General features: G+C 33.2%; 13 protein-coding genes. 10 read left to right on the plus strand and 3 right to left on the minus strand.

Annotated features, from left to right (window positions below; all coding sequences use genetic code 11):
- Window positions 1-420: 420 nt before the first annotated feature.
- Complete coding sequence (rpsD, locus tag AC3ASS_RS11400; RefSeq protein WP_488283655.1) at window positions 421-1,023, minus strand: 30S ribosomal protein S4; 603 nt, start codon at window positions 1,021-1,023, stop codon at window positions 421-423.
- 320 nt (window positions 1,024-1,343) lie between these two features.
- On the opposite strand from rpsD, the gene AC3ASS_RS11405 reads away from it, so the two are divergent.
- Together AC3ASS_RS11405 and AC3ASS_RS11410 are read left to right on the plus strand one after the other, a co-directional pair.
- Window positions 1,344-1,940 carry a hypothetical protein gene (locus tag AC3ASS_RS11405; protein ID WP_488283656.1) on the plus strand — a complete coding sequence of 199 codons (597 nt, stop codon included), beginning with the start codon at window positions 1,344-1,346 and terminating at the stop codon, window positions 1,938-1,940.
- A 23-nt stretch (window positions 1,941-1,963) separates the two neighbouring features.
- Window positions 1,964-3,820, plus strand: a complete 1,857-nt coding sequence (locus AC3ASS_RS11410) for a sensor domain-containing diguanylate cyclase (RefSeq protein WP_488283657.1) — start codon at window positions 1,964-1,966, stop codon at window positions 3,818-3,820.
- 39 nt (window positions 3,821-3,859) lie between these two features.
- Here the strand turns inward: AC3ASS_RS11410 and AC3ASS_RS11415 are convergent, their stop codons facing one another.
- Entirely contained in the window at window positions 3,860-4,339 is a 480-nt protein-coding gene (locus AC3ASS_RS11415; protein WP_488283658.1) for a GAF domain-containing protein, read from the minus strand.
- A gap of 134 nt (window positions 4,340-4,473) precedes the next feature.
- On the opposite strand from AC3ASS_RS11415, the gene refZ reads away from it, so the two are divergent.
- The 6 genes from refZ (at window position 4,474) to AC3ASS_RS11445 (ending at window position 10,037) form a co-directional block, all read left to right on the plus strand.
- The gene (gene refZ, locus AC3ASS_RS11420) at window positions 4,474-5,100 is read left to right on the plus strand and encodes a forespore capture DNA-binding protein RefZ (RefSeq protein ID WP_488283659.1); all 627 of its coding nucleotides are present in this window, start codon (window positions 4,474-4,476) and stop codon (window positions 5,098-5,100) included.
- A 211-nt stretch (window positions 5,101-5,311) separates the two neighbouring features.
- Window positions 5,312-7,003 carry a septation ring formation regulator EzrA gene (gene ezrA / locus AC3ASS_RS11425; RefSeq protein ID WP_488283660.1) on the plus strand — a complete coding sequence of 564 codons (1,692 nt, stop codon included), beginning with the start codon at window positions 5,312-5,314 and terminating at the stop codon, window positions 7,001-7,003.
- 164 nt (window positions 7,004-7,167) lie between these two features.
- Window positions 7,168-7,293: a hypothetical protein gene (locus AC3ASS_RS11430; protein ID WP_488283661.1), complete on the plus strand. Its 126-nt coding sequence runs from the start codon at window positions 7,168-7,170 to the stop codon at window positions 7,291-7,293.
- A 38-nt stretch (window positions 7,294-7,331) separates the two neighbouring features.
- Window positions 7,332-8,480, plus strand: a complete 1,149-nt coding sequence (locus AC3ASS_RS11435) for a cysteine desulfurase family protein (RefSeq protein ID WP_488283662.1) — start codon at window positions 7,332-7,334, stop codon at window positions 8,478-8,480.
- A 2-nt stretch (window positions 8,481-8,482) separates the two neighbouring features.
- Window positions 8,483-9,691: a tRNA uracil 4-sulfurtransferase ThiI gene (gene thiI, locus AC3ASS_RS11440; protein ID WP_488283663.1), complete on the plus strand. Its 1,209-nt coding sequence runs from the start codon at window positions 8,483-8,485 to the stop codon at window positions 9,689-9,691.
- A gap of 139 nt (window positions 9,692-9,830) precedes the next feature.
- Window positions 9,831-10,037 carry an alpha/beta-type small acid-soluble spore protein gene (locus tag AC3ASS_RS11445; RefSeq protein WP_488283664.1) on the plus strand — a complete coding sequence of 69 codons (207 nt, stop codon included), beginning with the start codon at window positions 9,831-9,833 and terminating at the stop codon, window positions 10,035-10,037.
- Window positions 10,038-10,108: 71 nt separating this feature from the next.
- Here AC3ASS_RS11445 and AC3ASS_RS11450 read toward each other — a convergent pair whose 3' ends face one another.
- Window positions 10,109-10,693: a class D sortase gene (locus AC3ASS_RS11450; protein WP_488283665.1), complete on the minus strand. Its 585-nt coding sequence runs from the start codon at window positions 10,691-10,693 to the stop codon at window positions 10,109-10,111.
- 159 nt (window positions 10,694-10,852) lie between these two features.
- On the opposite strand from AC3ASS_RS11450, the gene mbcS reads away from it, so the two are divergent.
- Window positions 10,853-12,445, plus strand: coding sequence for an acyl-CoA synthetase MbcS (gene mbcS, locus AC3ASS_RS11455; protein WP_488283666.1), 1,593 nt, complete (start codon window positions 10,853-10,855; stop codon window positions 12,443-12,445).
- An 86-nt stretch (window positions 12,446-12,531) separates the two neighbouring features.
- Window positions 12,532-14,130, plus strand: coding sequence for an amidohydrolase (locus AC3ASS_RS11460; RefSeq protein WP_488283667.1), 1,599 nt, complete (start codon window positions 12,532-12,534; stop codon window positions 14,128-14,130).
- The last annotated feature ends 381 nt before the right edge of the window (window positions 14,131-14,511 follow it).

Below are 14,511 nucleotides of genomic sequence, written 5' to 3' on the forward strand. Positions count from 1 at the left end.
TTCAGCATATAAAACTGAAGCGAATAAATGGGAACAACGTATTGGCGAGCATATAAAACAAAGAAGATTCAAAAAAGCACCAAATGAATATTTAAACACTATTGAAGAGAAATGGAAAAGGCACAACTAATTTATTGTGTTGGTTGTGCCGTCTAAGTTTTTTTTGAAAAAATAAATGATTTAAATATTTATATCTATTTTTATTTCAGCATCTGTCCGCAATAATTATATATTAAAGACGATTTTAAATTTCTTTAAAAGTTGCCCCAAAAGTTGCCCCACTTGCCCCAAAAAGTGCCCCAAAATAATAAGTTATTTTACACCATTTTACAAACGTTGATAAATACAAAAAACCCCGAAAAGCCTTATATATCAAGCGTTTCAGGGTTTTTATATACTGCATTTTATGCAGCGATTCCATTAACGAGAGTAGAACTCAACGATTAGAGACTCGTTAATTTCTGCTGGTAATTCAGAGCGTTCAGGTAAACGAGTATAAGTACCTTCTAACTTATCAGCATCAAATGTTAAGTATTCAGGCACGAAGTTGTTTGCTTCGATAGCTTCTTTAATAATTGCTAAGTTGCGAGATTTTTCACGAACGCTAATTGTTTGACCTGGTGTTACACGGTAAGATGGGATATCTACACGACGACCATCTACTAAAATGTGTCCGTGGTTAACTAATTGGCGAGCTTGACGACGTGTACGAGCTAAACCTAAACGGTATACAAGGTTGTCTAATCTTGATTCAAGAAGAATCATGAAGTTCTCACCAAGAACCCCTTTCATTTTTCCAGCTTTCACAAACGTGTTGCGGAATTGGCGTTCGTTTACTCCGTACATATGACGTAGTTTTTGTTTTTCTTGTAATTGTAACCCATACTCAGATAATTTTTTGCGTTGGTTAGGACCATGTTGTCCTGGTGCATATGGGCGTTTTTCTAACTCTTTACCTGTACCGCTTAAAGAAATACCAAGACGGCGAGAAATTTTCCAACTTGGACCTGTATATCGAGCCATTAATTGACTCCTCCTTTGTTTTTATTAGGTAAAATAAAAACAGTTGTGCTACATCTTTTATGACCATTTTGTTTTTCTGTACCCTCGCTCCAGCAGCAGAGAGTTACTCGGTACAACTCATAAGAGCAACAAAATGTATCAATAAAAGTGTCCACAAAGGCTGCAATATTTTACACAAAGAACATTATATTCATTTTTTATTGGTAAGTCAACTTTTAATCGAATTTTATCGAAAAGATTATAGACAAAATTTAATGAAAATCACATAAATTGATGAATTTGTATGCTATAATGAATGAAAACTGAATGAGTGATTATTCATGAAATTACAAAAATCAAATTTCGTACGATTGTTTTTCATTTTTTTGTTTGTCACTATTACTGTATTTGCCGTTTTCACTAGGCAGGAAACGATGAATGATAAGCAAAAATTACCGATTCAATTAATCGTATTGAAACAAAGTTCAAATATGAATGATCATCCGTTGGTTGCTATGTACCAATATTTCAATCATAAACATGTATTAGCTATATATGAAGTTTTACAAAACGATAAATATAAATTTAGAGCAATTAATTCAGTAGTAATAGACAAAACTCCAACCTTATTGACGAACGACAAATTTTCGCACGGAATATGGGTAAAGTTAGGTAATAATTGGGAGTACTTTGATGAAAATTTATTAAGAAAAAGTAGAGATACCAGCTACATATCATCTCTTCCAAAATATTCTACTGAATCTCAATTTGATGAACAAAATCATACAATCTCGATTCCTCATGGTAAACAATTTCTAACTTTCAAAGAAAATGAGCGACCGATCAAAATTTTTCAGCTAGATGAAAACAATCAATACTTCCTTGTACTGTATCGTAATGATGTGAAGGTATTAGTCTCTTATAATGAAGTTGATTAAACTACTACTTTAGGTGAGGAAAAATGTCTATGGAAAACGATATACTTTTTAAGTTTAAAGGGATGTGTTTTGATGCCTTCAATATTAAAAAGGATGAAATTCAACCGAAAGTTCTTTTTCAAAATTTATTTCATGTCATAAAAGAAACGTTATCAATAAAAGAAGTTCAACTTGTCATAGCGAGCAATCAAATATTCCCAAATAGCTATAATCATTTATATGAAATTTTAGAAATTCATCATATCATTAAAGAAATGAATTTTCATGTAAAAAACTTAAAAGAGAATGATTTGGTCATTTTTCATGAAATAAACATAGATCGATATAATCGAATTTTATATATAAAAAATGAAAACGACCAAGTTTATGGTGCTATTTTCATGCGAGTAACTTCCCAAGTCCCATATTCAAATACATTTTGGTTACAGTTGAGTGAAATTATTCATCAATATTTAGTAAAAGTAGTGGCCATTTCAAAATTAATGATTGATGAATATCGAAATAAACGATTATCCAATGTATCTGATACTTTTCATTCATCAATGGATATTAACGATGTTTTAAGAGAAATCGTGAAAGTATTGAAAGAAATTTTTCCTTTCTATGAACACTCACTTTTTTTATCGACAGATACGATTCAAAATAAAGATTTACCGGTAAAAAATTTTGATTACTTATCAAGTAATCAAATTGCAATGAAAACTTACGTAACCGGTGAATTTCAAATGGAAGAAAGAAATTCAGATCATATTTTCGTTTTATATGCCCCAATAAAAGGGAAACAAGGCGTTTATGGAGTTTTGGAAGTAATAGCTCCTCCAACGATGATGCCAGAGAAGGAAGATATTGAGTTTATTACTGTATTAGCCAAAACAGCGGGTAATGCTTTAGAGAATGCTCATTTATATCAGCAATCAAGACGATTAATTGATGATCTGCAACTAATTAATGACACCTCACGAAAATTAAATGCTAATTTAATATTTTCCGATACATTAACGTTTATGTCTGATCTATTTAAAACCTCTTTTCAAGTTGAGGAGTTTGGATTTTTTCAACTGAAGGAAAATCAATATACACTATTACCAGGACATACTTCATTTTTTGAAAGAGAAGATGTTCAATCATATATACAAGTCATATATGAGGAATTGGAAAATAATAAGGAAGCAATATTCTTTGGTGATACAAGCCAACATCAATTATTGCATTCATGTCCATATCAAACAATAATCGCGATACCGATGACACATAGCCAATCATTTTTAGGGTTTGTCATCGTTCTTCAAAAAGAACCATATAGTGTTACATTTGAATCTTTTAAATTAATGCAATCTTTAATTCAGCATTGGACATTGGCTTTTATGAATTCCCTTTTAAGAGAAGAGTTAGAAAAACTTGTTATTACTGATTATTTAACAAAACTTTATTCAAGAAATTACTTAGACCAAAAAATAGAGGAATCGATGTTAAAAGATATCGAGGGAACATTTATTTTAGTAGACATAGATAATTTTAAAGACGTAAATGATCGTTTTGGACATCAAACCGGTGATAAAATTCTCATTCAAGTTGCCAATATTATTAAAGAACATATTCGTTCCACAGATATCGCTGCTAGATGGGGCGGTGAAGAATTGGCAATCTATTTACCGGGATCATCCCTCCAAACAGGTATTTCTGTTTCCGAACGATTAATTGAAAAAGTTCAGGAGGAGACTAATCCGAAAGTGACGATTTCATGTGGAATTTCCCACTGGAAGAAAAGTAATTATGATACACCATTAAAACTATTTAAACGAGCTGATGAAGCATTGTATCAAGCGAAACGTTTAGGTAAAAATCGTACGATTCATCAAATATCAGATAAAATCGGATAAATGAAAACGGATGCTTCATGCATCCGCTTTTTTGAAAGGTTAAATATATTCTGTTAATACTTGCACAAACTGTTCCAAATATTTTTCATCTTCTTCGTCGAAACGATCTAGTTCGGGGCTGTCGATATCTAATACCCCTAAAAGTTCACCGTTTTTAATCATAGGGACGACGATTTCTGATCGAGATGCTGCATCGCAAGCGATATGACCGGGAAATTGATGAACATCCGGAACACGGATCGTTTTTAATTCTTTAGCTGCTGTTCCGCATACACCTTTTCCAATCGGAATTCGAACGCATGCAGGCAGGCCTTGGAACGGTCCAAGTACAAGCTCGTCTTGTTCAAGCAGATAAAAACCAACCCAATTAATTCGATCAAAAAATACATTCAATAAGGCAGAAGTATTGCTTAAATTTGCTATACGGTTGGGTTCCCCGTCCAATAAAGATCTTAATTGTTTTATAACTAACTCATACCGTTCTTTTTTTGAACCAGTATATTGTTCTACTGTAAACAAAGTCATCACCACTCATTTCGTCATTATTTATCAAATGATAATATATTTTCATGGAAATTGTCGAGTATTATGTAAAGGAACATATGCAATTTTTATCGAAATAACTCAATAGACAAATATGTTGGAGGATGAAAATGAAACGTTCTGAATTAGCGAGGCAACAAATCGTTGATGCGGCTATTTCATTATTTAATACAAAAGGCTATAATGGGACAACTGTAAGAGATATTTCAGCAAAAGCAAATGTAAATGTTGCTACAATCTCCTATTATTTTAATGGAAAAAATGGGTTATTAGAACACTGTTTTATTACATTTTTTGAAAACTATTTGAAAGAGCTTGAAGAAGCATGCGTTGACCTCGAACAGCTAGGGGCGAATGAATGTTTAAAAAAGGCAATTAAACAAATTATGAATTATCAATATGAACATTTAGCTTTAAGTCGATTTGTTTGGCGAGAGGTTTCTATTGATACTCAAATGATAAGAGAAATCATGTCCACGTATTTAATGAAGGAACGATATTTATTAAAAAGTATATTCGATTACGGGATTCGTGAAAAAACGTTTCGTCCAATCCCGACAAGTATATCCGTCATCCAATTAAAAAGCATGATGACAATGCCTTTTTTAAATGCCCATTACCATTCAGAAGTTTGGAACGTTTATTTACAAGACACGTATTATTTTGAAAGATATACAGAACATATTTGTGATTGGGTTGACAATTATTTGATGGATAAGAATAATCAAAAAAAGTAATAATCAAATAACCTCTCTCAATTCCACGAGGTTATTTTTTATTATGTTCAATTTTTTTCTATGAAAATTATATGTTTTTTTACAAAAAATTTGAAAATGGTAGTCAAAAAATGTCGTTTACATGGTATCATATTAACATTAATATAGAATTTTAATATAGTTTTCAAAGATAGATTTAGATTGGAAAACATTGGAGAGCAGGGGGCTTATCATGGAATACATTATTGCAATAATTTTACTTGTTATTGCTTTTTTAATTACCGGCTTTATCGTAAAAAAGAAATATTTTAAAGAAGTAGATCGACTTGAAGCTTGGAAAATTGAATTGTTAAACCGCCCTGTATTAGACGAACTTGCAAGAATAAAAAGATTAAAAATGTCAGGACAGGCAGAAGAATTGTTTGAAAAATGGAGACAAACTTGGGATTCTATCGTGACAGCCGACCTACCTGATGTGGAAGATATGTTATTTGATGCTGAAGAATATATCGAAAAATATCGTTTTTCTAAAGCAAAATCAATCTTACATAAAATTGAATCAATATTAAAAGAGACAGAAGGCCGTATTGAAAAAATGGTAGAAGAGTTAAATGATTTAATTGGCAGTGAAGAAATGAATCGAACAGATATTGATTTACTTTCTGAACAATATAAAGAATTGAAAAAAAGTATTTTAGCTCACAGACATGTTTATGGTAAAGCGGCGAATGCAATAGAGAAAAAATTAAATGAAATGGAAACGTTGTTTGCGAATTTTGAAGAGGAAACAGAAAACGGAAATTATTTTCAAGCTCGTGAACATGTATTAACTTTGCGAGAAAAAATTCAAGCACTACAAGAAAAGATGGATGTTATCCCTCATCTTTTAAATGAATGTCTTCATAAAATTCCAATTCAGCTGAAAGAAATATCAGACGGTACAGCTGAAATGAAAAGTCAAGGATATTTTCTTGAACACATTGGAATTGAAAAAGAATTATCGAGAATGGAAAAGCAATTAGAAGCATATGTTAATTTTATCGAGAATTTAGAAACAGAAGAAGTTTCTAAAGGAATCGAAGATATGAATGAAAGCATCAATCTTTTATTTGATTTATTAGAAAACGAAGTTAAAGCACGATCTTTTGTGAAAGAATATTCTCATCGCACAAAAGAAAAACTTTTAAACTTAGTGAAGGAAAATAAACGTTTAAAAGAAGAAACAAATGTCGTTTTATTAAGTTATCAATTAAAAGAAGAAGAATTAAATATTCAACGCCAAATCGAGAAGAAACTTGATTCAATAAGAAGTTCGTTGGAAATTTTAGATTTAGATAACGGAAATATATCTACTGCTTATTCTTCCATTCAAGAAAAGTTGACCAATATTATCAATGATCTTGAAAAAGTTGAAGAAGAGCAAAAAGAATACGCACAAATGTTAGCTGCGCTTCGAAAAGATGAATTAGCAGCTAGAGATCGAATCCAAGTTCTGAAGCAAAAAGTTAACGAAATAAAAATTCAAGTACAAAGAAGTAATATACCAGGCATACCTTCTGAAGCCGAAATGCTCTTTTTTGAAACAAGTGAAAAAATTATGGATGTATTTCAGCAATTAGAATTAAAACCTCTGAACATGCATGGTGTTCAAAGAGCCTTATTGGCAGCAGAAGAGAAAGTAACGCAATTACATGATTCCATGAATGAAATGATAGAAAATGTTTATTTAATCGAAAAAATTATTCAATATGGAAACCGTTATCGAAGAACAAATCCGACTTTACATGAAAAACTTTTATCTGCAGAAGAGGCGTTTCGAAGATATGATTATCAATTAGCATTGGAAGAGGCGGCATCGGCGGTTGAAGAAGTTGAAAGTGGAGCACTCAAAAAAATTGAAGATTGGATTAATGGGCATAAATAATATGGATAGATGAAGGCATTCCACAAAATTGTGGAGTGCTTTTTTATTCCTCCACTTTATTAAATTGATGGGGGAAGAAAGATTATTTGTAACTTGTGAATATGCATGAAAAAGTCGACAAAAACCTGCATCTTAATGGATTTATTTGCTGAGGATGAATTTGTTTGTTTTGCAATAGACGACAAAAATTTGCAACGCCAACATTTGACGATGAACTATTAATTAAACTAGCTGATCTTGTACATTTTCTAATCCCAAATAGTTTAAATGTTGCTAAACTTATGCTATGATAAACAATTGCATACAGCGTTCCTTAAGGAGGATGGAAATGATTTATTTAGATCACAGTGCAACAACAAAACCTTATAAAGAAGTATTAGATACATATGTGAAGGTATCCTCCCAATATTTCGGTAATCCATCTTCGCTCCATCAATTAGGGTTGAATGCCGAAAAATTGCTATCAAAATCAAGAAATCAAATTGCCTCTCTTTTAAATATTAAGGAAAAAGAAGTTTATTTTACTTCTGGTGGAACAGAAGGTAATAATCTCGCTATTAAAGGAACAGCGATGATGTATCGTAATAGAGGAAAGCATATTATTACAACAGCGATTGAACACCCATCTGTTCGTGAAACTTGTTTACAATTAAAAGAGCTGGGTTTTGAAATAACATTTTTACCAGTCGATCATCGCGGTTTAGTTCAGCTGGATGCATTAAAAAAAGAACTGAGAGAAGATACTATTTTAGTTTCAATTATGCATGTGAATAACGAAATTGGTGTTGTCCAACCAATACATGAAATCGGTCAATTATTAAAGCAATATCCGAAAGTTCTTTTCCATGTCGATTTAGTTCAAGGAATTGGGAAAGTGCCGATTTCATTTAAAGACTGTGGAATTGACATTGGAACGATTTCCGGACATAAGTTTCACGGCTTAAAAGGGACAGGTATATTATACATTCGTGAAGGAGTCAAAATATCCCCGATTCTTACTGGTGGGGAGCAAGAACGAAAGCTGCGAAGTGGTACAGAAAACGTCGGTGGCTTTGTCGCACTTGCTAAAGCGCTACGACTATCTTTTGAAAAAATGGATGAAAAAATTAATGAAATGAAAAAAATAAAACAATATTTTATGTCTGAACTAAAAAAATTGGAAGGTGTTATTGTTCATACACCGGAAAACTTTAGTGCACCGCATATTATTAACTTTTCTGTTGAAGGTTTTAAAGGTGAAGTATTTGTTCATGCATTAGAAGAACATAATATTTTTGTTTCAACAACAAGTGCATGCTCTTCAAAATTAGATATGCCAAGTAAAACTTTATTGGCCATGGGAGTTACGGAATCAAGAGCTAAAGGAGCAATTAGAATCAGTTTAGGGTATGAAAACACCATGGATGAAGCAAAATTTACAATGGATAAAATTAAAGAAACGATTCAACATTTATCAAAAGTAATGAGAGGATCTTGAACATGATATACGATCACATTTTAATTCGGTATGGTGAAATTTCAACAAAAGGAAGAAATAGAGGAATATTTATTGAAAAATTAAAGCGAAATGTTAAATACGTGTTGAAAAGCTTTCCGAATATACAAATTCGTGCTACACGAGATCGGATGATCATTTTGCTAAATGGCGAAGATTGGGAAAAAGTTGCAAAGCGGTTGGAAAATGTCTTTGGTATCCAATCTTTTAGTCCAGTTGTAAAGGTTAAAAGCGAGCTAGATGCTATTAAAAATGGAAGTCTAACTTTATTGAATCAGTTATTTCAAAAAGGAAATACGTTTAAAGTTTCTGTTAAACGAGCAGATAAAACATTCCCTTACAATTCAGACGAGATGAATCATATTATTGGTGGTCACTTATTGAAAAATATTGATGGTCTAAAAGTAAATGTCCATCATCCTGATCACCATCTAAAAGTTGAGATCCGAAAAGAAGCAACTTATTTAACATGTGAAATTATCCCTGGTGCAGGAGGTTTACCAGTTGGATCAAGCGGAAAAGTAATGTTAATGCTTTCAGGTGGAATAGACAGTCCTGTAGCTGGTTACCTATCCATGAAAAGAGGACTAGAAGTTGAAGGTGTGCATTTTTACAGTCCTCCATTTACGAGTGAACGCGCCAAGCAAAAAGTTATTGATTTAGGTAAAAAATTAGCAAGAGTTAGTGGAACTTTTACACTTCATATTGTCCCTTTTACTGAAATACAACAATTAATTCAGCAAAAAATTCCTAGCAATTACACAATGACGATTACGAGAAGAATGATGCTAAGAATTTCTGATGAAATTAGAAAAAAATTTGAGGGACTTGCGATTATTACTGGGGAAAGTTTAGGGCAAGTGGCGAGTCAAACGCTTGATAGTATGTTTACGATTAATGAAGTAACAAACACACCGATTATTCGCCCGCTAATTACAATGGATAAAAATGATATAATCAAAATTTCCCAAGAAATAGATACTCATGATATTTCTATACGTCCATATGAAGATTGTTGTACCATTTTTACTCCATCTATGCCAAAAACAAAACCTAAGCGGGATAAAGCGAATTATTACGAAAGTTTTACTGATTTTGAACCTTTCATTGAAAAAGCAGTAAATGGTATCGAAACCATTACAATTACCGCTGATCAATTGGATGTAGACGATAATATGGACGATTTATTATAAAATGATTCAATGGTTTGGATGATGAGGTACATTTTTGAAAGGTAAATTATAGTAAATTGTTGTGAACATTTACCAATGTTTTTTTTGCATGAGAAGAACCTCTTTGTAACATTCTATTAACACAAGGAGGTGATCAAACATGGCACGCAACAACAATTCTAACCAACTTCTAGTTGCTGGAGCTCAACAAGCACTAGAACAAATGAAAATGGAGATTGCTCAAGAGTTTGGAGTAAACTTAGGTGCTGAGACAACTTCTCGTGCAAACGGATCTGTTGGAGGAGAGATCACTAAACGTCTTGTATCTATGGCTCAACAACAATTAAGCGGACGTTTCCAACAATAATGATAATTGAATATATATGGCTACTAGGACGGAGGAAACTCCGTCCTTTCTTATTCAAAGTTGAGAATGTACTAAGATTTGCCTTCTTTCATTTTCGCATAAAAAATATAACGAAAAGGGGCATTTCCAACATAATTGAAAGGATAACATGTAGTGACGGTTAATATTTCTTCTGGAGCGGTAGAACGAATGACAGTTGTATCATCAGCATCTACAATTTCCGTTTCATAAATTTCATATTCAAAAGTACCATACTCCATTTTTAGTACAAATGTATCTCCGATTTTAAGTTGGTCAAAATTTCGAAAAACCGTATCACGATGGCCAGATAATACAATCTGATCCTTTTGAAGTGGTAAAGCTGTACCGCTATAATGTCCAACACCAACTTCTAATTGATCCTCATCTGTTCCTTCAATAATTGGGAGTTCTTTTTTAAGTATTGGAATATATAGAATACCAATAGTATCCCCTTTTGTATATGTATATTCATCAGGAGATTTACTTTTATCTTGGCTATTAATGATTTGCTTTGCTTCTACCGTTCGTTTTTCAACTTCATATTTGCCATGTTCAATTTGAAAGACAGAATACCCTACTAAAATAGATCCAAATATAAATAGAACAATTGTTATCCATTTTAATATTGAATTCATTGGTTCCTCCAAAAAATAGTTTTCTATCATTATTTTATCAAAAAATTTGCAGAAATAGCACATGAAAGAGGAACATAATGGAAAATATAGAATAATATTTTTAAATATTCATATATTTTTGTATAATATGAATATACAAACAATAATAGGAGGATGATTATGGTAAAACGAGAAGACTTAATCGCTCCTAAGAATTACAACATTGTTGAAGAAATCGAGAGATATGCTTCCAATAGTGAGAAACTGGCATTGCTTTGGGAAAGCGAAGAGGGAGAAGAAAAAAGTATTACATATCAACAGTTAATAAAAAATGCGAATAAAATTGGGAACGTTTTTAAAACCTATGGTCTTGAAAAAGGCGATGTCGTGTTAATCATGATACCTCGACTGATCGAAGCATATGAAGTTTATATCGCAGCATTAAAATCTGGCCTTGTTGTTATCCCTAGCTCTGAACTTTTGAGACCAAAAGATTTACAATATCGAATTCAACATGGAGATGTAAAAGCCATTGTTTCTTACTTGCCATATTGTGAAGCTTTTAAAGATATAGAGGAAGTCGAAAGTTTATTAAAATTTGTCGTAGGCGGAGAATTGGAAGGATGGAAATCGTTAAATAAAGAAATGGTTAATCAAGCGGATGAATTACCAATGGCTCCAACAACTCGCGATGATATGGCGTTTTTATCTTATACATCAGGGACCACTGGAAATCCAAAAGGTGTTGTACATACTCATTCTTGGGGATATGCTCACCTACGCACGGCAGCAAAAAATTGGTTAGCTATCGAAGAAAATGATGTTGTATGGGCCACTGCTGGTCCTGGTTGGGCAAAATGGGTTTGGAGTCCATTTCTATCTGTATTAGGTAGCGGAGCAACAGGTTTTGTTTACTTTGGCAAATTTGAGCCGAAAAAATATTTACAATTATTAAGTAAATATCGAATTAATGTCCTTTGTTGCACACCGACAGAATATAGATTAATGGCTAAAGTAGACAATTTACAAGAATATACACTTCCTCAATTAAGAAGTGCTGTATCTGCCGGTGAGCCATTAAATCGAGAAGTTATAGAAACCTTCCAAAAATATTTCCATGTCAACGTTCGGGATGGGTACGGTCAAACGGAAAATACCCTACTTATCGGCATAACAAAAGATATGGAATTAAAACCAGGTTCCATGGGAAAACCAACTCCTGGAAACAGGGTGGAGATTATTAATGAAGAAGGAAAACCATGTCAAGTTGGGGAAGTTGGTGATATTGCTGTTCATATAGACACTCCTGCACTTTTTAAACATTACTATAAAGATCCTGAGAGAACAAAGCAGCAATTTAGAGGGGACTATTTTATTACCGGTGATAAAGCAAAAATGGACGAGGATGGTTACTTCTGGTTTGAAGGAAGAGGAGATGATATTATTATTAGCTCCGGTTATACCATTGGACCATTTGAAGTAGAAGACGCTCTTGTTAAACATCCATACGTAAAAGAATGTGCCGTTGTTGCCAGCCCTGATGAAGTTCGAGGTCATGTTGTGAAGGCATTCGTTGTACTGAAAGAAAATCCAGGTCATAGTGAAGAGGAGTTAATTAAACTATTACAAGATCATGTAAAATCATTAACAGCTCCTTATAAATATCCAAGAAAAATTGAATTCGTAGAAGATCTTCCTAAAACAACTTCTGGTAAAATTCGAAGAGTAGAACTTAGAATGAGAGAACAAGTAGCTTTCCACGATGCGAAATGAATAGTAGAATAATTGTAAACGAAAAGAAGGCAGAAAATAAGTTCTGTCTTCTTTTTTACAATTTTCAGCTGACAAGGAGAATTGAAATGGGAACGTTATGGTATGGCGGTAACATTTACACAATGCAAAGACCAGAACATAAAGTGGAAGCCGTCTATACAGATGGAGAAAAAATTATTGCAGTTGGCTCTAAATTTGATTTAGAAACTTCTTTTCGGCATAAGATAGAGAGAAAAGTGAACTTAGAAGGGGCGACGATGTTCCCAGGATTTGTCGATAGTCATATGCATTTAATTGGACACGGGGAGCGACAAATCAAATTAGATTTAACCGGTTTGTCAAAAGAAGAAATTTTAGTTCGTATTCGAGAAGAATCTTTTCGTTTAGGGAGAGACGAGTGGATCATCGGTGAAGGATGGGATGAAAATTTATGGGAAGATAAAACTCCGATTACAAAATTTGATATTGATCAAGTAGTTTCCCATCAGCCAGTATTATTAAAAAGAGTATGTAGGCATGCGGCAACGGTAAATAGTAAAGCACTTCAATTAGCTGGAATTTCTTCTAACATTGGTGATATTCCTGGAGGAAAAATTGAAAAAAATGAACAAGGAGAACTTACAGGAGTTTTAAAAGATAGTGCTCAACAACTACTCAATGAAGTTCTTCCAAAAATAGATGAAACATATTTAAAAAATGCCCTAACTGCTGGAATTGAAAGTTGCTACCGATATGGTCTAACTGGAGCACATACAGAAGATTTGAGTTATTATATTGGTTTTCACGATACATATCGTACGTTTAAAAAAGTGATTGAGAAAGAAGAGAAATGGTTTAGAGCTCACTTATTAGTCCATCATCATGTGATTGATGATTGGCAAAAAGCAGGGTATCGATTTAAAGATGGTTCTAAGTTCATTGAATTTGGAGCGATGAAAATATTTGCCGATGGATCATTAGGCAGTAGAACAGCACTTTTAAGTTTTCCTTATGCAGATGATCCAACAACGAACGGTGTGGCTATTCATTCATACGAAAGTTTGCAGGAATTAATATTAAAGGCTCGCTCTCTCCATTTACCTGTGGCTATACATGCGATCGGTGATTTAGCTTTTGAATGGGTTCTAAACATTATTGAAAAATTCCCTCCACCTGACGGGACAAGAGATCGACTCATTCATGCCGTCCTATTAAGAAAGGAATTAATGAAACGCGCGAAAAAACTTCCCGTTGTTTTAGATATACAACCGGTCTTTTTAATTTCCGATTATCCTTGGGTTTTAGACCGAGTTGGAGTAGGAAATATCGAATTCATGTATGCATGGAAAACGTTATTAACGGAAGGGATCCATTGTTCAGGAGGATCAGACGCTCCGATTGAAGAAGTAAATCCACTACTTGGAATTCATGCAGCGGTCATTAGAACTATTCCAAATTCTAAAGAAAATCAGATTTTTGACAGTCATGAACGGTTATCAGTATTTGAAGCGATTTCTCTTTTTACGAAAGGTAGTGCCTTTGCGGCGGGACAAGAGCACGAAAGAGGACTCATTAAAGAGGGATATTTAGCTGACTTCTCCATTTTTAGCCACGATTTATTTAAGATTGGTGTTGATCAAATATTAGATACGAAGGCAGTAAAAACGGTTATTGGTGGAAAAGTAGTATGGTCTAACTATGAGTAAAATTATTGTAGGCAAAATTTAACTCCCTCATTCGTTGAGGGAACGTTAGAACGCTCAACAAATGAGGGGGCCAGCAAGCGAAAGCGCGGTAGTTCATAAGCAAATAACATGAAAAAGAGGGTTACATCCTTGGTAGAATCATAGTTGACTAAAAACAAATTCTAATCAAGGAGGAAACCCTCATGCAAAAGAATAACACAGTATATCCAAATTTAAAACAGATTGAGCAATTAGTTTGGAGGCAATTGCAGGAAACCATCAGTCTTTTGGCGAAATATAAGATTAGATATGATTAAAAACAAACATTGTTACACAAAACATTAGATTTAAAGGAGCGTGTTCACATGGATAATAGAATTCTACAAGTATGGAACCCCATTA

Source organism: Bacillus sp. JST-5, assembly GCF_057747715.1.